Genomic DNA, 18,170 nt, shown 5'->3' on the forward strand with positions numbered 1-18,170 from the left:
TATGTTGAAAGTGAAATTAACAATCGTCCGAGGAAACGCCTCGACTGGAAGACCCCATTAGAAGTATGGAGTGTTGCACTTCAAGGTTGAATTCAGGAAGTGTGTGATTGACAAAAAAGAATAGATATATATAATAGAGAAAGATAGTTAATTTCCTTGTGATTTCTCTGAATGGAAAAGGGTCATTGTTTCGCAGTGGCTTCTGTTCAGGGGAAAGGCCAATAACGGCCAAAAATAAGGCTCAATGGAGCCAGAAAGGAGGAAACATGGGAAGAATACCAGGAAAGTCAGTGGGTTTCAAAGTCCAGAAAGCCCCCGTCCCCGATCGCGAGGGCCACAAGATGACCATTGGGAAGACCATCACCGTCGGCGACGCCATGCCCGCGTATATGACGCCCTTCTAAGGACAATGCCGGGCTGATCGAGCTCTTTTGTGATGAAATTTGAAATTATTTAGAAAGGAGGTCTCAGAGATGGGAAGGAAATTCTCATCAAGGCCACCCTAACAGTGAACGTAGCCCCCAGTCCACAGGATTGGGGGCTTTTTTTATTGTATTTGTGTTAAAATTAAAGCAAATGTTTCTGTTTGGCAAAAAGGAAAAAATATTCGCAGTCTTTGATATAGGTAGCGGATCTATCGGCGGTCTTTTAGTTCGCGATAGCCGTAAAAATGGAATTGAAATTTTAGTCAGTGCTAGGTCCGACATCAAGTTTAAAGAAGACATTGACAATCATCTATTTCACCGGGCGATGGAAGAAGCTTTTAGAAAGACAGTTCAATCTTTAAGGAGTAAAACTCGCGAGGCGCCGGATTTTATATTTTGTATTTTAAGTTCTCTTTTGTATGTATCTCAAACGCGAATAATAAAAGTCAGCAGGGAAAAGCCTTTTGAGATTAATAAAAAATTATTAGACGATTTGATAAGAGAAGAGACGGAAATATTTAAAAAAACATACGTTAAGGAGCTTGGTTCTTCTTCTCTAAGCGGTGAGGTGGATCCATTTGGGCACAATGTTATGAAATCTGTTTTAAACGGCTATGATACGCTGAATCCTCTTGGCAAGAAAGCGCGGCAGCTTGACCTGTATGTTTATATGAGTATGGGTAAGGCAAAGGTGAAAGAGAAAATAGAGGATATAGTAAATGAGAGTTTTGCCGGTTCGCCTATAATCTTCAGTACTTTCCCTTTTGTGATATTTAATATATTGAAAGGTTTGACCGACAATAGAGAAGGTTTTATATTTGTTGATATCGCCGGCGAGGTTACGGATATCTCTTTGGTTAAGAGGGGTGTTCTTCAAGAGACAGTTTCTTTCCCTTTGGGAAAAAATTTTGTTTTAAGGAAGATAGGCAAGGCGTTGAATACGCTTATTAGAGAGACTGCATCTGTCTTATCTCGTATTGAGAGAGGACATTCGGAAGAAAGCGCAACAAAGAAAATTTCAAAAGCTATGACTGAGGCAAAAGATGAGTGGTGTGATGTTCTAAAGACGGCGGTAGAAGAAATAGCCGAAACATCGCCATTGCCTCAGAATTTATTTTTAGTGGGAAACGATAAAATAGTTGAGGAATTTTCATCTTGCATAAAAGACGATTTCTTTTCCAGGTTTTCAATCCTTGGCAAGCCTTTTAATATTAAAAGAATATCTCACGAATCTTTGGATAAATCTTTCGAGCTTCCTTCGGGACTTAAAGAAGAAAAAGATATGTTTCTTGTCCTTGAGGCGCTTTTTGCGGAAAGATTTTTATAATATAATAAAATTAAATAATAATTAAATAATATGGCAAAAAAAATAATGCAGGATATGATAGTCAGGAAAAGAAAAAGACAGATTATAGCAGAAGAAAAAAAAGCGCCCGAAATTCGTCCTGAACCTCAAAAACAGTCTTATCTTAAGAGAGACACGATAAGCGAGACAGCGGCAAATAGGCGATCTTTTATTTCAAAGTTTAAATTATCTTATAAATTTGCAATCGCGCTATTTTTTATATTTGCCTTTATTTTCATATTGAAAAGTTTTTCATGGGTTACGCTTGCTGTTACTCCAAAACAGGAATTTATAAATTTAGATACCAGTTTAGAGGCATTTATAGGGACAGCGCAAGGCGCTTCAAGGTCTCAAGGCGGGCAGAATATATATTTTGAGCTTATGGAGATAAGCGAAGAAAGAGAGAAATCTGTTGAATCAACCGGCATTAAGGAATTAGAAAGAAAAGCGAGCGGGCAGATTATTATCTATAATGCATATAGTTCCGCGCCCCAGACGCTTGTCAGGAGAACTCGTTTTTCTTCATCTGACGGGAAAATTTACAGGATAGACAATCAGATTATAGTTCCGGGGGCTAAAATTATAGACGGGAATATAGTCCCTAGTTCTATTGAAGCTGTCGTATATGCCGATATTCCCGGTGAAGAATATAATATAGGTCTTAGTGATTTTACAATTCCCGGGTTTAAGGGCGATGCCAGGTATGAAAAATTTTATGCAAGATCAAAGACAGAAATTTCCGGCGGTTTTATCGGTAAATTAAGAGTTATTTCTGATGATGACATTACTTCTGTGAAAAATACATTAAGAGACGAAATAAAAGATTCTCTTATTAAAAAAGCGAAAATGAGTATTCCAAACGGATTTTTGTATTATGATGATTTGGTTATGCTGGATTTTAAATTGAAGGATGATAATTTTAAAGCAGGAGACGAAGCGGAGAATTTTTCTTTTAAAGAAATCGGCTCTCTTAAGGTTTTCTTGCCGAGGGAGACGGATTTGTCTAATGCGCTTATTTCTAAATATATAGAAAGCGGCGCTCCTCTAAGAGTTTCAAATTTAAAAGATATGTCAGTGTCTCTATCTGAAAGAGATAAAGATAATGAAAGAATAGTCTTTAATATAAAAGGCATAGGACACTTTGTGTGGAATATAGATGAAGAAAATCTTAAAAAAGACTTTTTAATCAAGAATGGGAATAATATACAATCATTTTTAAAAAATTACCCTATAGAAACAGCTGACATAATATTTCATCCTTCTTGGTGGAAATTCGTTCCAAAATATGATTCCAAGGTGAAATATGAAGAAATCCTTAAATCAGAATTATAAGTTTAAAATAAGCCATATTTTATCAATAAATTGGCTATTAGAATAGCCAATTTTGAAGATTTTAATCATAAATGAAGAATTATAATACTGTTGCTTGATAAAAAGCTTGACTAATCTATATAATGTCTGATATATTATACTCTATTGTAATTAAATGACAGAAAATAAAGAACAAGATCAATTGGTCCGAGGGACAGCTATAGAGGCTTTGCCAAACGCTACATTTCGTATCCGTCTTGAGGACGGCAGAGAAATAATAGCTTATCTCTCAGGCAAAATGCGCATACATCGTATTAAGGTCTTGGTTGGTGATAGCGTCGGAATAGAGATGAATTCACCGACAGACACAAAAGGGAGAATTAAAAAAAGATTTTAAGAAAAGTTAATATATATCTACAGATATATTATTTTTTATTATGAAAATCCGCGCCGCAACTAAAAAAATATGTAAAGATTGCAAAATGACCAGACGAAAAGGCAGGGTTTATATTATTTGCAAGAAAAATCCTAAACATAAACAACGACAAGGATAAATATATGAGAATAAAGGGTATAAATATTCCGGAGAAAAAACATTTGGAGATAGCGCTTACAGCCATCTATGGTATTGGGCGTTTTAGGTCAACAAGAATATTAAAAGAAGCGGGTGTGCCTAAAGACAAGCTTGCCGGCGACCTTACGCCGGAAGAGGAGAAGAAAGTCAGAACACTTGCTGAGGATTATGTTTCAGAGGGAGATTTGAAGAAAGAAATTGCTGAGAATATTAAAAGACTTAAAGAGATAAAATGCTACAGAGGCGCAAGGCATATGAAATCGCTGCCTTCAAGAGGCCAAAGGACGAAAACTAATTCAAGGACCAGAAGAGGAAATGTAAGAAAGACAATGGGATCAGGAAGAACAAAAGTTGATAAGAAATAATCATTATTAATGATATGGGAAAAAAACGTATAATTAAAAAAAAGGGAGGAGCTGTGGATAGCGGGCTTAAAGCCAGGGCTATGGCTAATATTCCTAAAAAGAAGATATCAAAAGGCATAATTAATATTTTATCAACTTATAATAACACCTTAGTATCTGTTTCAGATGACAGCGGCGGAGTATTGATATGGTCTTCAAGCGGCTCTTTAGGATTTAAGGGAGCGAAGAAGGGTACGCCGTTTGCCGCTTCTAAAGTTGCCGAAGTTGTCGCTGATAAGGCTTCAATCATTGGATTAAAGGAGGCTGATGTCATAGTGAGAGGAGTGGGCGCCGGCAGAGATTCTGCAATAAGAACTTTTGCATCAAGGGGAATTGAGATAAATTCTATCTTGGACACAACACCTGTTCCTCATAATGGACCTAAAGCCAAAAAGCCAAGGAGAGTATAATAATTTTATTTATGGAAAATTCACAATGTAAAACTTGCAGAAGGGCCGGAGCAAAACTTTTTCTTAAAGGAGAAAGGTGTGTTACGCCTAAGTGCGCAATGACAACTAAGCCTTATGCTCCGGGCGCACTTGGAAAAAGCGGAGGAAAAAGAAAAGGGAGAAGAGGGTCTTCCGAGTATGGCACTCAGTTAAGAGATAAACAAATAGTAAAATTCTCTTATGGATTAAGAGAGCGCCAATTTGTAAATTACGTGAAGGAAGCGTCAAAGAAAAAAGGTGTCGCATCTCTGGAACTTGTAAAATTGCTTGAGTCTAGACTTGATAATGTTGTTTATAGGCTTGGTCTTGCTTCAAATAGGGCAAGTTCAAGACAGCTTGTTTCTCATGGGCATATAACTGTTAATGGCAGAAGAAATAATATACCGTCTTACAAGGTAAAAATAGGAGATAAAATAGGTATTAGGAGCGGGAGCGCTACAAAAGGTATTTTTGGCAGTTTGAGTGATAGATGGAAAAAATTTGAAGCGCCTTTATGGTTATCAGTTGATAAAGATAAAAAAGAAGCGACCGTCATCGCTGATGCAGTTTCAGACGATACTAGGTTTAATTTTAATTCTATTATTGAGCTTTATTCACGTTAATTTTATAAATAATAATTAAACAATATGGACTATTCAATAATTTTACCATCAAAGCCAAGAGTTGTTTCGGAAGAGGCGACAAAAGGTGTTTATGAAATAGATGGCCTCTACGCCGGTTATGGGCATACATTGGGAAACTCTCTAAGGAGGGCCATTCTGTCTTCTTTGCCCGGCAGCGCTATTACTACTGTTAAGATTGAGGGAGCTCCTCATGAATTTTCGGTTTTACCGGGAGTGAAAGAAGATGTGATAATGATACTTTTAAATTTACGACAAGTGAAATTCAAGATGCTTACCGATGAACCGCAAAAAATCACTATATCTGTAAACGGAGTGAAAGATGTGACAGATGCCGATATTAAGACATCAGGCCAGATTGAGATTGTAAGCAAGGGCGTCCATATTGCCACACTTACAGATAAAAATTCCAAGTTTGAAGCAGAGTTGACTATTGAGAAAGGATTGGGTTATATTCCAAGGGAGGTGTTAAGGAAAGATAAAGTTGAAGTTGGAACAATTGTCCTTGACGCGGCTTTTACGCCTATCAGAAGAGTTAATTATGAAGTGGAAAATATGCGTGTTGGCGATAGAACTGATTATAATAGATTGCGCTTTATCATAGAATCTGACGGCACCATCTCGCCAAGAGAGGCCCTTGAGAAATCTATAGAAATACTTATTAAACAGCTTAAAGCAATCGTTGGTTTTGAGGAGGAGCATTTTACTGAAGATATTCTAAAAGAAATGCCAGGTAAAGAAGAACAAGAGGACATTTCCGGTTCTACGGAAGAAGATTATCTTAAGACAAGGATAGAAGATCTTAACCTGTCTTCAAGAACGTTAAAATCTCTTTCAGAAGCAAGTATTAGGACAGTTGGAGGATTGGCAAGGAAAAAAGAAGAAGATCTTTTAGCTATTGATAATTTGGGAAAAAAAGGCGTTCAGGAGATTAGGCGCGCTTTGGGAAATTTAGGGCTTACTTTGAAGGAATAATGGAATTATGAATCATTTAAAAAAAGGGAGAAAATTTGGCAGAGTTAGAAATCAGAGGAAAGCGCTCGTGCGTCTTTTGACTAAGAATTTTATTGAGCATGAGAAGATAAAGACCACAGAGGCTAAAGCCAGAGAATTAAGGCCTATTGTTGAAAAAATGGTTACTAAAGCGAGAACAGGCAGTCTTGCTTCTCGCAGGATTATTATTGCCGAAATCGGAGAGGAAAATACAAAAAAACTTTTTAATGAAATAGCGCCGAAATATAAAGACAGAAAAGGAGGATATACAAGGATTATAAAACTTGGAAGCCGTAATGGCGACGCGAGTCCTATGGCAATAATAGAGTTTGTTTAATTTTATTTAATTATGGAAAAGGAATATACAATTGATGCAAAGGGCAGGTCTTTAGGCAGGGTTGCTTCAGAGGCGGCAAAAATACTTAACGGTAAGACGTCGCCTGATTACGAGGCTAATAAAGTTGCTCCCGTAAAACTAACGGTGTTAAATGCATCGGCTTTAAATGTGCCGTTAAAAAAACTAAAGCAGAAAAAATATGTAAATTATTCCGGATACCCGGGTTCTCAAAGTTTTGAAACTTTAGAAAAGCTTATAGAGCGATTGGGAATGGGTGAAGCTCTAAAAATAGCGGTTAAAAATATGCTTCCTAAAAATAAATTGAATAAATTAATGATGAAAAATTTAAATATAAAAGATTAATATGCCTACAGATAAAATAATAGAAAAAACAGAGAATATTGTTGATACTAAGACTAAAGATATTCCCAAGGGGTCATATTATGAGGCCGTGGGAAGAAGAAAATCAGCTGTTGCTAGAGTGCGTCTTTTTAATAAGGGTAAGGATAAGTCAGATGTTACTATAAATGGCAAAAGCTTGAAAGATTATTTTCCTACAGATAAATTGCAGAAGACGGCAATAAGTTCTCTTGATATAATGAAAGCAGATGATCGTTTTAAAGTTACGGCAAAGATTACGGGAGGTGGTATACAAGGCCAAGCTGAAGCTCTAAGGCACGCGCTCGCTAGGGCTTTAGTTGAGTTTAATCTTGAGTTTAGAAAGAGATTAAAGAAAGCTACATTTCTAAAGCGTGACCCCAGAGTGAAAGAAAGACGTAAATTTGGGCTTAAAAAGGCAAGAAAGTCGCCTCAATGGAGCAAACGATAATAAAGATTATCGTTTGCCGATAATAAAGATTATCGTTTGCTAATTTATTGCAAGATTTATTTAAATATCTTATATAAGCTGTTTTTTGCAGGCATTGTTTTCATTTTTACTATTGATATAATGATAAAATAATAATAAATATGGAAAAAGATGAAAAAAATAACAATATAGACGATGATATAATCGCTCAAGACGAAAGCTCTTCTTCGTCAGATATCGCCAAAGAGCTTAATTTAAAACTGAGTCAATGCGAGAAAGAAAGACAAGAATATCTTGAAGGCTGGCAGAGAGCTAAGGCGGACTTTATCAATTTTAAAAAGGAAGAAATTGATAATAGAAAAAAAATGGAAGCAATTTTTAAAGAGGCTGTTCTCGTTGATTTTTTGACAGTTACTGATAATTTTGAAATGGCTTTTGCCAATAAAGACGCTTGGGAAGGATTGCCTAAGGGCTGGCGCCAGGGGATTGAGCACATATATGCCCAATTGATAAGCGTTTTGGAATCTCATGGTTTGGACATTATAGAGTCAGATGGTAAAAAATTTAATCCGGAAGAACATAGGGCAATCGGGAGTATAGATGTTGACAGTGAAGAAAAAGATCATATTATTTTAGAGGAGTTACAACGAGGATATAGGCTAGGAGGAAAAGTTGTAAGACCTTCCCAGGTGAAAATAGGGATTTATAAAAAGGTTAATTAAATTAAAATTATTATGACAAAAATTTTAGGTATAGATCTAGGGACAACTAATTCAGCCATGGCTGTAATGGAAGGCGGAGAACCGAGAATTCTTGAGAATAGCGAAGGGAATAGAACTACGCCATCAATAGTGGCTGTTAGTAAAACAGGCGATCGATTGGTGGGTCTTCTTGCTAAGCGTCAAGCGGTTACTAATCCGGAAAATACGATATTTGGAGTTAAAAGACTGATAGGGCATAAATTTTCTGATCCGGAGATACAGAAAGACAGAGGTTTGATACCGTATAAAATAGAAGAGTCTTCAGACGGAAGCATTAAGATAAAAATGGCTGATAAAACTTCTCGCCCGGAGGAAATATCCGCAATGATTCTGCAGAAGCTGAAGCAGGACGCTCAGACTAAGCTTGGTGAAAAAATTGAGGAAGTTGTTATTACTGTCCCTGCATATTTTAACGACTCGCAAAGAAAAGCGACTAAGGATGCTGGCGAGATAGCCGGATTTAAAGTAAGGAGGATTATAAATGAACCTACGGCCGCGGCCTTAGCTTACGGTTTTAACAAAAAGAAAGATGAAAAGATTGCGGTTTTTGATTTTGGCGGAGGTACATTTGATATATCAATATTGGAAGTCGGCGATGATGTGATAGAGGTTAAATCAACTGACGGCGACAGTCATATGGGCGGGGAAGATATTGATTTGAAGATTGTAAATTGGGTTGCCGAAGAATTTAAAAAAGAGTCAGGGATAGACGTAAGAAACGACGTTCTTGCTCTTCAGCGGTTAAAAGAGGCTTCCGAAAAAGCAAAACATGAATTGTCTTCCACTATTGAATCTGAAATAAATATTCCTTTTATAACTTCTGACGCAAGCGGACCTAAGCATTTACTGATAAAACTCAGCAGGTCAAAGCTTGAAGAATTGGCTTCTGAATATGTAGATAGGGCTATGGTTATAACAAAAAGAGCGATTGATGCTTCCGGTTTTAAGATTGAGGATATAAACGAAGTCGTATTGGTTGGTGGTCAGACCAGGATGCCGATTATTATAGAATCAGTTAAAAAGTTATTCGGAAGAGAGCCAAATAGGTCAATCAATCCGGATGAAGTTGTGGCTGCCGGCGCGGCTATTCAGGCTGGAATACTGCAGGGGGATGTTAAAGATATTCTTTTGCTTGATGTTATACCGCTTTCTTTGGGCATAGAAACTCTTGGCGGCGTGTCAACGAAACTTATTGAGAAAAATACGACAATTCCGACTTCAAAATCTCAAACTTTTTCAACGGCGGCTGATAATCAGACTTCTGTTGAGATTCACATTCTTCAAGGCGACAGGCAGATGGCATCGGATAATAAGTCATTGGGTCGCTTTATATTAGATGGTATCCCGCCTTCTCCTCGCGGGGTTCCACAGGTTGAAGTTTCTTTTGATATAGACGCAAATGGTATTCTCAATGTTAAGGCTCGCGATAAGGCAAGCGGTAAAGAACAATCTGTCAGGATAGAGGCCTCAGGAGGCCTCTCTAAAGAAGAGGTAGAAAAGATGAAGAAAGACGCTGAACTTCATCGTGAAGAAGATGAAAAGAAAAAAGAGATGATAGATGTTAATAATAACGCTAGCGCGCTGGTGTATACTGCGGAGAAGGCGCTCCGCGATGCTGGCGATAAATTGCCGGAAGATGTTAAAAAAGCCGTAGAAGAAAAGATAATCAATCTTAATAAAGTAAAAGATGGTGACAATGCGGCAGAGATTAAAAAGGCTACAGAGGAATTATCCGCAGAAATTCAAAAGATAGGACAAAGTATGTATAAATCCGCTGAAGGTGGAAATAGAGAAGGACAAGGAAATAATCCTTCGTCTGGCGATGAGAATATTCGTGATGCGGAAATGGATGATGACAAGCCGGCTCCGGGTGAAGGTGACAAAAAGGAATAAAATCTATAATATATACAAATAAGGCTAAGACCTTTTATTCAGTATGAAAAATTACTACGACGCCCTTGGAGTACCTAAAAACGCTTCTAAAGAAGAAATTAAAAAAGCGTTTAGAAAGCTTGCTCATAAACATCATCCTGACAAAAAGGGCGGTGATGAGGCCGCTTTTAAAGAGATTAATGAGGCCTATCATGTGCTGACAGATGATAAAAAGCGTTCCGAGTACGATAGATACGGACGGGTTTTTGACGGCGCCAGTGGGGCAGGCGGAGCAAATGGTGGATTTGAGGGTTTTGATTTTGGGGGGTTTTCCGCTGATGGCGGCGCAGCCGGTTTTGATTTTGGAGATATTTTTGAAGATATCTTTGGCGGTTTTAATGCAGGATACGGAAGAGGCGCGCGGCGCGGACGCGACATATCAATTGATCTTGAGCTTTCTTTTGAAGAATCAATTTTTGGAGCAGAAAGGAAAGTGCTTTTAAATAAACTTGCCACTTGCGATAAGTGCAGTGGAAGCGGAGGAGAGCCCGGTTCAGGCATGAAAGAATGTCCTATTTGTCGCGGGCAAGGCAGGGTAAGAGAGACTAAGAAATCTATTTTTGGGACTTTCGCAAGCGTAAGAGAATGCGAAGAATGCAATGGTAAAGGTAAAATTCCCGATAAAAAATGTTCTACTTGTCATGGTGCGGGAGTATTAAAGAAGAGCGGAGAAATAACCATAACTATCCCTAAGGGGATTCAAAATGGAGAAATGATAAAACTTCCAGGCGCAGGCGAGGCTGTCTCTCATGGAGCGTCAGGCGATCTTTATGTAAAGATTCATATATTGTCTCATAAAATTTTTAAAAGAGAAGGGAATAATTTATTGATGAATCTTGATATTAAGTTTTCCGAAGCTATTATAGGCGTTAAGAGAGATATAAATACATTAGACGGCCTTATAAAGGTGAATATTCCAAAAGGGATTGATTCCGGTGAAGTTTTACGAGCGCGCGGGTATGGAGCTTTTTATGATAATAAAAAAAGGGGCGATCTTTTAATCAAGGTTATCGTTAAAACTCCCAAAAATCTTTCTAAAAAAGCGAAATCTCTTATAGAAGACCTGCAAAAAGAAGGGATATAGATAAAATAAATATGCCGTTACTTGCTCAATTAGATTCCATCTTAACAAATCCTTCTTGGGAAGTTTTGTTATACTCTTTTCTTTTTGTTTCAATGCTGTTTTACACGATGTATTTTAAAAAAGGGAAAATCATCGCTCTCTTTATGTCTTTATATATATCCATTTTTATCTTTTTAAATTTTCCTTATTTAAAATTTACTGTTTTAGACAGTTTTGATTCAACACAAGCTCTTTTTTACAGATTGGGCATATTCGTCATATTTGTAGTTATTTTTTATGTATTGCTGGTAAAAATAGGCATTTCAGAGAGCAGTTTTTCTAAGGCCAAATGGTATGAGGCAATCATATTTACTATTTTAGGCGTCGGCCTTATAGTGAGCTTTCTTTTACATTTTTTCAAGGCGGATTTTCTCTATGAATTTTCAGATATTTCAAAATATCTTTTTTCTTCAGGCAATTTATTTTTCTGGTGGCTCATTGCTCCATTTGCGGCCTTTTTCTTTTTTAAGAGATAATCTGTTAAAATAAAAAGATGTTGAGGCGAATCATCTTTAATATAATTATTCTATCAAGCATATTTTTATCGCCATGGTGGTGGCTGCCGGTCATATTGGTTATTTTTTCCGCTTTTATTTTTCAGCATTTTTGGGAAGCGATTATTTTTGGTGTTTTAATAGATTCATTAAGCGGCCCGTCAAATCTTGCTTTTCTTTTTGGTTTAAATAATTGGATTTTTACGATATCTCTTCTGACAATTTTTCTGATGATAGATAAATTTAAAAAACATTTGTCTTTCTATAAATAATTAGTATGCCAGTGAAAAAAAAATATTTAAACAATCATCAAAAGAGCGTCAAGCCCGGATTGGGAAATTCATTTGTATCAAGGAAAAATTTTGAGATAGATCCTGATGAGATTTTTCTGGATTCAAAAAATATCCCTAGATTTGAGATTGACCAGCTTGAGGGCAGGATAGAAAAGCCGATAAATAAAAAAATTTTTTCTTTTTTTATTATTTTCTTTATAGTTGTGGAAATTTTATTTATGATCAGACTTTGGACTGTTGAAGTTTCCAGAGGCGAGGCTTTCTCAATATTGAGCGAAAATAACAGATTGAGATCAGTCAGACTTTTTTCTAGCAGAGGGGTTATTTATGATAAATTCGGGCAGAAACTTGCTTGGAATGACACAGACTCAAGAAAGTATTTTGGCGGCGGTCTTTCTCATGTTGTCGGTTATATAGGTTATCCTAATAAAGGAGATACTGATGATATAGAGATGCTTTATTCTAAAGAGATGATTGGTAAGGCCGGTATTGAAAAGATTTATAATAATATTTTAAGCGGAAAGGCCGGTTTGAAATTAATTGAAATTGACGCGCATAATAATGTGAAGTCGGAAAGCGTCCAGAAGATGCCTGTTGACGGAGATAGTATTTATCTTTCAATTGATGCTGAATTTCAAAATAATTTATATCAATACATAGAAAGCCTGTCTTTGGACAAGGGTTTTACGGGTGGAGCCGGTATTTTTATGGATATTGGTTCAGGTGAAATATTATCTATTGTGAGTTTTCCGGAATACGATTCTGAAATTTTATCCAAGGGCGAACCTAAAGAAAAAATCAATTCTTATTTGGCGGATAAAAGGAATCCTTTTGTTAATAGGGCTGTTTCAGGCATTTATACTCCAGGCTCTATTATGAAGCTCGTTATGTCAGTAGCCGCCTTAAATGAAGGGATTATAGAGCCTGATAAAGAAATTTTCAGTTCAGGCTCTATTTCTATTCCTAATCCATTTTTCCCTGAATTAGTATCGGTTTTTCCGGATTGGAAAGCTCACGGTTTTGTGGATATGAGAAAAGCCTTAGCTGTTTCATCAAACGTTTATTTTTATGAAATTGGAGGCGGTTTTGAGGGGATGAAAGGATTGGGCATTGAAAAGATAGGATATTATTCAAAAATGTTTGGGTTGGGGAAGGCAGTCGGGATTGATCTTTTAGACGAGAGTATCGGATTAGTACCAAGTCCGGAAGAAAAAATAGCCAAGTCTTCCGATAGAGATAATATATGGCGCATCGGAGATACTTACAATGCTTCTATCGGGCAGGGAGATTTTCAGGTGACGGTTGCTCAAATGGTAAAAATGGTTTCTGCTATTGCCACTGAGGGTAATCTTTTAAATCCTCATTTGATAAAAAAATGCGAGGGTAATTGCGGCGGTATTTCAACAGATAAATTTAATAATATTGAAAAGCTTAATATTCCGGAGGAGTATTTTGAAGTGGTAAAAGAGGGGATGAGAATGGCGGTAACAAAGGGTACCGCGCAAGGTTTAAATATTTATGGAGTTAAGATTGGGGCAAAAACAGGGACAGCGGAGATAGGATCAAAGTATGTGAATTCATGGGTTGTAGGATTTGCTCCTTATGATAATCCTAAAATCGCATTTTCTCTTGTGATGGAAAAAGGAGACAGGGATAATACTATCGGCGCGCTTTATGTCGCAAGACAGTCAATAGAGTGGCTGTTAAAAAATAGACCCGAATATCTTACTGATTAGACTATTTTATAAGAGAAATATGGCACAGCTCCGCGCTTTGTCATATTGATAGATTGTGTTAGAATAATTTTTATGAGTTCATTTGAAGAGATAAGAAACGAAAGAATTAATAAATTAAATATATTGAAAGATGCCGGTGTAAATCCTTATCCGATAGAAGCAAATAAGGATTATTCAACATCGGAAGCTATTAATGATTTTTCCAAGCTGTCCAAAAGGAAAAAATCGTTTTTTATGGCAGGCAGAATTATGACTATCAGGGGCCACGGCGGGTCAACTTTTTTTGATTTTTTGGACGATGGAGTAAAAATGCAGGCTTATTTGAAAAAAGATGAAATTGGCGATGATTCCTATGGATTATTTATTGACGCGGTTGATATCGGCGATTTTGTAGAGTTGAAAGGGACTCTTTTTAAAACAAAGAAAAATGAAAAGACGCTTAAGGTTTCCGAGTGGAAAATGCTTTCTAAGTCAGTGAGGCCTCTTCCTGACAAATGGCATGGTTTATCAGACGTAGAGGAGCGGTTTAGAAAAAGATACCTTGATTTACTGATGTCTCTTGATGTTAGAAATCGTTTTATTGTTCGTTTTAAAATTATTTCAGAAATTAGAAATTTGTTAAACAAAGAAGGCTATTTAGAGGTGGAAACGCCGATACTTCAACCTTTGGCCGGAGGAGCCACTGCAGAACCTTTTATAACCCATCATAATGCGCTTGATATTGATCTATACTTAAGAATAGCTCCTGAACTTTATCTTAAGAAATTATTGGTCGGCGGATTCTCAAAAGTTTATGAGATAGGAAGAAATTTTAGAAATGAAGGCATATCTCCTACTCATAATCCGGAGTTTACAATGCTTGAATTTTATGAGGCGTATTCCAATGCCGAAGCCCAACGCGCTTTTATTGAAAAAATGTTTAGGGCTTTGGTGAAAAATATATTTAAAAAATCTTCTATTGGATACGGCGGTAGTACTATAGATTTTTCAAAAAAATTCTCAGTAATATCTTATTTTGATTTATTGAAAAAATATACATTAATTGTAAACCCATCTTCTTTAAGCCTGGCCGATGTAGCTCTTAAGGCAAAACAATTCGGCATAACGGTAGAAAATCACGAAGCAAAGGAGAAAATTATAGATAATATTTATAAGAAAATATGCCGTCCGAAACTTATCCAGCCTACATTCATAATTGATTATCCGGCTGAGTTTTCACCTTTCGCTAAGAGGAAAGATAATGACGCTTCTTTTATAGACAGGTTCCAACTTGTTGTTGGCGGGATTGAGATAGTAAATGCCTTTTCGGAGCTTAATGACCCGTTTGATCAAAAAGAAAGATTTTTAGAGCAAGATAGAAAAAGAAAAGAAGGAGAGGCGGAAGTTTCTCCGAGCGATGAAGGTTATCTTGAGGCGATGGAATATGGCATGCCTCCGTCGGGAGGCGTTGGTGTCGGCATAGATAGGCTGGTGATGCTCTTTTCTGATGTTCAAAATATAAAAGAAGTTATTTTGTTTCCAACGATGAAGCCAAAAACATCCGAAGTTGGCAAAATCAAAGAAGAAAATCGTTAATCAATTTTTCAGATTTTCTTAACCTGCCTTCTTCGGCAGTAAGCCATTTAATTCGCTTGTCTCTTTTAAACCATGTCATTTGTCGTTTGGCATATTTATAGTTTGCTGTCAGCATTTTTTGGAGCATCTCGTCTTTGCTGATTTTTCCTCTTATAAAGAGGGCCGGATACTTGTATTCAAAGCCCATTTCATAAAGTTTTTTCCAGCTTAGGCCTTTTTGTCGTACATTTTTTATCTCTTTTAGCAATCCTGCTTTCAGCATTTTCTTGACCCTTTTTTCGATTCTTTGTTTTAATTTTTCGTTGTCTAAATTTAGTCCTATTTGCAAAAATTGATAATTAGTATCTGGTGACGATTTAAATTCAGGGACATTGCCGAGCATTTTTGCTATTTCAATAGCCCTGATAAGCCGTCTAGGATTATTTTTATCAATCGCTTCGGCTCGGCGCGAATCCATTTTTTTTAATATCCTAAAAAGTTCTTCGTTTGTTTTTGTTTCAAGTTTTTTACGCAGTGTTTTATTTGGCGGCACTTCTGGAATGGAGATATTATCAACTATAGATTGTATATATAATCCTGTTCCGCCGACAATTATAGGAATTTTATCTTTATCTAATATATTTTGCATTACTTCATCAGCGAGCTTTTTATATTGAACTACGGAAAAAGCTTTTCTCGGACTTATTATACTCATAAGGTGATGTGGAATTCCTTTCATTTCTTTACTCTTAATTTTACCTGTTCCAATATTAAGCGATGTGTAGATTTGGCGAGAGTCTGCAGATATTATCTCGCCATTTATCTTTCCGGCAATTTTTACGGCAAAATCGCTTTTACCTACGGCAGTCGGACCAAGTATGACTATTATTTTATTTCTCCTTTTAGTTTCCATGGTCCTATATCTGTGATTATTACATCCCTAAATTCTCCCACTTTTATTTTTGCTGACGGCTTTATTTCAACAAGTTTGTTTCCTTCAGTTCTTCCCCGAAAACTGCCTTTATCTTTTCTGTCTATAAGGACACGAACTGTCTTTCCTTTCAGTTTTTTATTGTTTTTAAGAGCGGTTTTTGCAAGAATATTGTTAAGTTTATTTTTCCTATCCTCTTTTTCTTTATGAGGGACATCGTCTTTCATTATCATTGCCGCAGCAGTGCCAGGTCGTGGCGAATACTCAGAAAGAAAAGCCATGTCAAAGCCGATACTCTTGAAGAGGTTTTTTGTGTTCTTGAATTGATCTTTTGTTTCCCCGGGGAATCCGACGATAATATCGGTTGATATTGCAATATCAGGGATAGCTTTTCTTATTTTTTTAACCAGTTTTTTGTAGTGATTGGCAGTATATGGCCTATTCATTTTTTTTAATATTTTATTGTCTCCCGATTGCGCCGGCAGGTTTATATAATGAGCGAATTTTTCGGATTCTTTCATTGCTTTTATCGTATCGATTGAAAAGTCTTTAGGGTGAGGGGAAGTAAATCGTATCCAGAAGTCGCCCGGAATATTATTTATCATTCGCAATAGATCGGGAAACTTTAGACCCTTATCGTTATAAGAATTCACATTTTGCCCCAGAAGCCAGAGCTCTTTGTATTCTTTTCCAATTAATTTTTTTACCTCGTTTATGATGTCATTAGCCGGTCTTGAATATTCTCGGTCTCTGGAATAGGGAACTATGCAGTATGTGCAAAAATTATTGCAACCGTATGAGATTGGGATATTAGCGGAGAATTTAGAAGTATATTTCGGCTCCAGATTCAGATAATCATTCTTAATGTCAGACGTCCGACGTCTGACATTCTTTATGTTTAGGAGTTTGGGGAGGGTGGAGATATTCTTAATATCTATGAAGATGTCTACAAAAGGGAGGCGTCTTTTGAGGTCTTTGTCGCTGTAGTGCATCATACAGCCGGTTAAGACAATTTTCAATTTACGATTTATATTTCTTAATTTTTCTACCTCTTTTTTGTAGCCGAATATCCTGTCCTCGGCTTTTTGACGGACGGAGCAAGTATTAAAGACTAGAATATCGGTTTTCTGTTTGTTTTCCGTTTTTATAAGACCGGTATTTTCAAGAACGCTGGCTATTCGTTCAGAATCAGCAAGATTTGATTGACATCCGAAAGTTGTGATGTGATAAGTCTTAAGCATAATGATAATTTAAGATAACATAATTAGCAATTTTTGTGAAAAGTATATAAAAATGCCCCGGCAAAGAGCTTGCCGGGGCGTGTGCGTAAGTGATCTTTTGTATTTAACGAAGCAGTGTGTCTTTCGGTTGAAAATTTATTATTTTTTCAACTTTATAATTGATTGGGGGCTTGGTAAGGATGTGGATAGCGTTAGCTATCTCATCCAAATGGTTCCATGTCGAGTTGATGATTTTTATCGTGGGGGGCTGTCTTTCGCCTTCAATCATTGAAAATGAAGGTATGCCAAAGATATGCACCTTGCATTTGATCCCTGCTTCTTTTATCAAAGATTCTAGCTCTTCTATGACTCCAGCAGGCGCTTCGTGCCCGTAGACTTTGATCGTCACCATTGTTTCCTCCTTGTTAGTACAGGTTAATTGATGTGATATTTTTTAAAGAGCTTTATTTGTCTGTGCCGGAGGAGGGACTTGAACCCTCATGGAAATAAATCCACACGATTTTGAGTCGTGCGCGTATGCCAATTCCGCCACTCCGGCATGTTAATATATTAATGTTTTTAAGTATTCCTTACCAGCGCCTGATTTTAGATATTTTTCTTTTTGCCTAGCATCTGTTCTGGTTGTGAATTTTTCTATAAATAAAATTCTGAATGGTGCATAAGCACGCGTAGTCCTCTCTTTTTTATCGTTATGCTGCTTGATTCTTCTATCAAGGTTATTTGTTAACCCCACATAAATATAGTTTCTAACCTCACTTTTTATTGCATATGTATAATACATAATTGTTGTTTTATTTGCGCGCCTGCCTGCCGGCAGGCAGGTCTGCCAATTTCGCCAC

The 18,170-nt window shown here is 36.8% G+C and carries 22 protein-coding genes and 1 tRNA gene; 18 read left to right on the forward strand and 5 right to left on the reverse strand.

What is annotated here, in order from left to right; all coding sequences use genetic code 11:
• Positions 1-266 precede the first annotated feature (266 nt).
• From NUV40_03675 to lysS, 18 genes are all read left to right on the forward strand, one after another.
• Positions 267-404, forward strand: a complete 138-nt coding sequence (locus NUV40_03675) for a hypothetical protein (protein MCR4342969.1) — start codon at positions 267-269, stop codon at positions 402-404.
• 154 nt (positions 405-558) lie between these two features.
• Entirely contained in the window at positions 559-1,752 is a 1,194-nt protein-coding gene (locus tag NUV40_03680; GenBank protein ID MCR4342970.1) for a hypothetical protein, read from the forward strand.
• A 30-nt stretch (positions 1,753-1,782) separates the two neighbouring features.
• The gene (locus NUV40_03685) at positions 1,783-3,102 is read left to right on the forward strand and encodes a hypothetical protein (GenBank protein ID MCR4342971.1); all 1,320 of its coding nucleotides are present in this window, start codon (positions 1,783-1,785) and stop codon (positions 3,100-3,102) included.
• A 154-nt stretch (positions 3,103-3,256) separates the two neighbouring features.
• On the forward strand, positions 3,257-3,478 hold the full coding sequence (infA, locus tag NUV40_03690) for a translation initiation factor IF-1 (GenBank protein MCR4342972.1): 222 nt from the start codon (positions 3,257-3,259) through the stop codon (positions 3,476-3,478).
• 40 nt (positions 3,479-3,518) lie between these two features.
• Positions 3,519-3,635, forward strand: a complete 117-nt coding sequence (rpmJ, locus tag NUV40_03695) for a 50S ribosomal protein L36 (GenBank protein ID MCR4342973.1) — start codon at positions 3,519-3,521, stop codon at positions 3,633-3,635.
• 4 nt (positions 3,636-3,639) lie between these two features.
• Entirely contained in the window at positions 3,640-4,020 is a 381-nt protein-coding gene (gene rpsM / locus NUV40_03700) for a 30S ribosomal protein S13 (protein MCR4342974.1), read from the forward strand.
• Between the two features lie 80 nt (positions 4,021-4,100).
• Positions 4,101-4,469 carry a 30S ribosomal protein S11 gene (gene rpsK, locus NUV40_03705; GenBank protein MCR4342975.1) on the forward strand — a complete coding sequence of 123 codons (369 nt, stop codon included), beginning with the start codon at positions 4,101-4,103 and terminating at the stop codon, positions 4,467-4,469.
• Between the two features lie 11 nt (positions 4,470-4,480).
• Positions 4,481-5,110, forward strand: a complete 630-nt coding sequence (rpsD, locus tag NUV40_03710) for a 30S ribosomal protein S4 (protein ID MCR4342976.1) — start codon at positions 4,481-4,483, stop codon at positions 5,108-5,110.
• 24 nt (positions 5,111-5,134) lie between these two features.
• Positions 5,135-6,103, forward strand: coding sequence for a DNA-directed RNA polymerase subunit alpha (locus NUV40_03715; GenBank protein MCR4342977.1), 969 nt, complete (start codon positions 5,135-5,137; stop codon positions 6,101-6,103).
• Between the two features lie 7 nt (positions 6,104-6,110).
• Positions 6,111-6,458, forward strand: a complete 348-nt coding sequence (rplQ, locus tag NUV40_03720; protein MCR4342978.1) for a 50S ribosomal protein L17 — start codon at positions 6,111-6,113, stop codon at positions 6,456-6,458.
• Positions 6,459-6,470: 12 nt separating this feature from the next.
• Positions 6,471-6,821, forward strand: a complete 351-nt coding sequence (locus tag NUV40_03725) for an uL13 family ribosomal protein (protein MCR4342979.1) — start codon at positions 6,471-6,473, stop codon at positions 6,819-6,821.
• A gap of 1 nt (position 6,822) precedes the next feature.
• Positions 6,823-7,287: a 30S ribosomal protein S9 gene (gene rpsI, locus NUV40_03730; GenBank protein ID MCR4342980.1), complete on the forward strand. Its 465-nt coding sequence runs from the start codon at positions 6,823-6,825 to the stop codon at positions 7,285-7,287.
• Between the two features lie 140 nt (positions 7,288-7,427).
• On the forward strand, positions 7,428-7,988 hold the full coding sequence (locus NUV40_03735; GenBank protein ID MCR4342981.1) for a nucleotide exchange factor GrpE: 561 nt from the start codon (positions 7,428-7,430) through the stop codon (positions 7,986-7,988).
• Positions 7,989-8,000: 12 nt separating this feature from the next.
• A complete protein-coding gene (gene dnaK, locus NUV40_03740; protein ID MCR4342982.1) occupies positions 8,001-9,920 on the forward strand; it encodes a molecular chaperone DnaK in 1,920 nt (639 codons plus the stop codon).
• A gap of 43 nt (positions 9,921-9,963) precedes the next feature.
• Positions 9,964-11,043, forward strand: coding sequence for a molecular chaperone DnaJ (dnaJ, locus tag NUV40_03745; GenBank protein ID MCR4342983.1), 1,080 nt, complete (start codon positions 9,964-9,966; stop codon positions 11,041-11,043).
• A gap of 11 nt (positions 11,044-11,054) precedes the next feature.
• The gene (locus NUV40_03750; GenBank protein ID MCR4342984.1) at positions 11,055-11,558 is read left to right on the forward strand and encodes a hypothetical protein; all 504 of its coding nucleotides are present in this window, start codon (positions 11,055-11,057) and stop codon (positions 11,556-11,558) included.
• Between the two features lie 295 nt (positions 11,559-11,853).
• Positions 11,854-13,605, forward strand: coding sequence for a penicillin-binding transpeptidase domain-containing protein (locus NUV40_03755; protein ID MCR4342985.1), 1,752 nt, complete (start codon positions 11,854-11,856; stop codon positions 13,603-13,605).
• Between the two features lie 72 nt (positions 13,606-13,677).
• Positions 13,678-15,180 carry a lysine--tRNA ligase gene (gene lysS / locus NUV40_03760; protein MCR4342986.1) on the forward strand — a complete coding sequence of 501 codons (1,503 nt, stop codon included), beginning with the start codon at positions 13,678-13,680 and terminating at the stop codon, positions 15,178-15,180.
• Here lysS and miaA read toward each other — a convergent pair.
• The 5 genes from miaA to NUV40_03785 all read right to left on the reverse strand — a co-directional run bounded on the left by miaA (position 15,161) and on the right by NUV40_03785 (position 18,112).
• Positions 15,161-16,072, reverse strand: a complete 912-nt coding sequence (gene miaA / locus NUV40_03765) for a tRNA (adenosine(37)-N6)-dimethylallyltransferase MiaA (protein ID MCR4342987.1) — start codon at positions 16,070-16,072, stop codon at positions 15,161-15,163. The genes lysS and miaA overlap by 20 nt on opposite strands.
• Positions 16,045-17,331, reverse strand: a complete 1,287-nt coding sequence (gene miaB, locus NUV40_03770) for a tRNA (N6-isopentenyl adenosine(37)-C2)-methylthiotransferase MiaB (GenBank protein ID MCR4342988.1) — start codon at positions 17,329-17,331, stop codon at positions 16,045-16,047. The genes miaA and miaB overlap by 28 nt, the downstream gene beginning before the upstream one ends.
• 103 nt (positions 17,332-17,434) lie before the next feature.
• Entirely contained in the window at positions 17,435-17,722 is a 288-nt protein-coding gene (locus NUV40_03775) for a hypothetical protein (protein ID MCR4342989.1), read from the reverse strand.
• Positions 17,723-17,785: 63 nt separating this feature from the next.
• Positions 17,786-17,869, reverse strand: a tRNA-Leu gene (locus NUV40_03780).
• A 3-nt stretch (positions 17,870-17,872) separates the two neighbouring features.
• Positions 17,873-18,112 (reverse strand): GIY-YIG nuclease family protein, encoded by a 240-nt coding sequence (locus NUV40_03785; GenBank protein MCR4342990.1) that lies wholly within the window; start codon positions 18,110-18,112, stop codon positions 17,873-17,875.
• Between the last annotated feature and the right edge of the window lie 58 nt (positions 18,113-18,170).

It is taken from the genome of Patescibacteria group bacterium, from assembly GCA_024654625.1.
In the GTDB taxonomy this organism is placed as follows: domain Bacteria; phylum Patescibacteriota; class Minisyncoccia.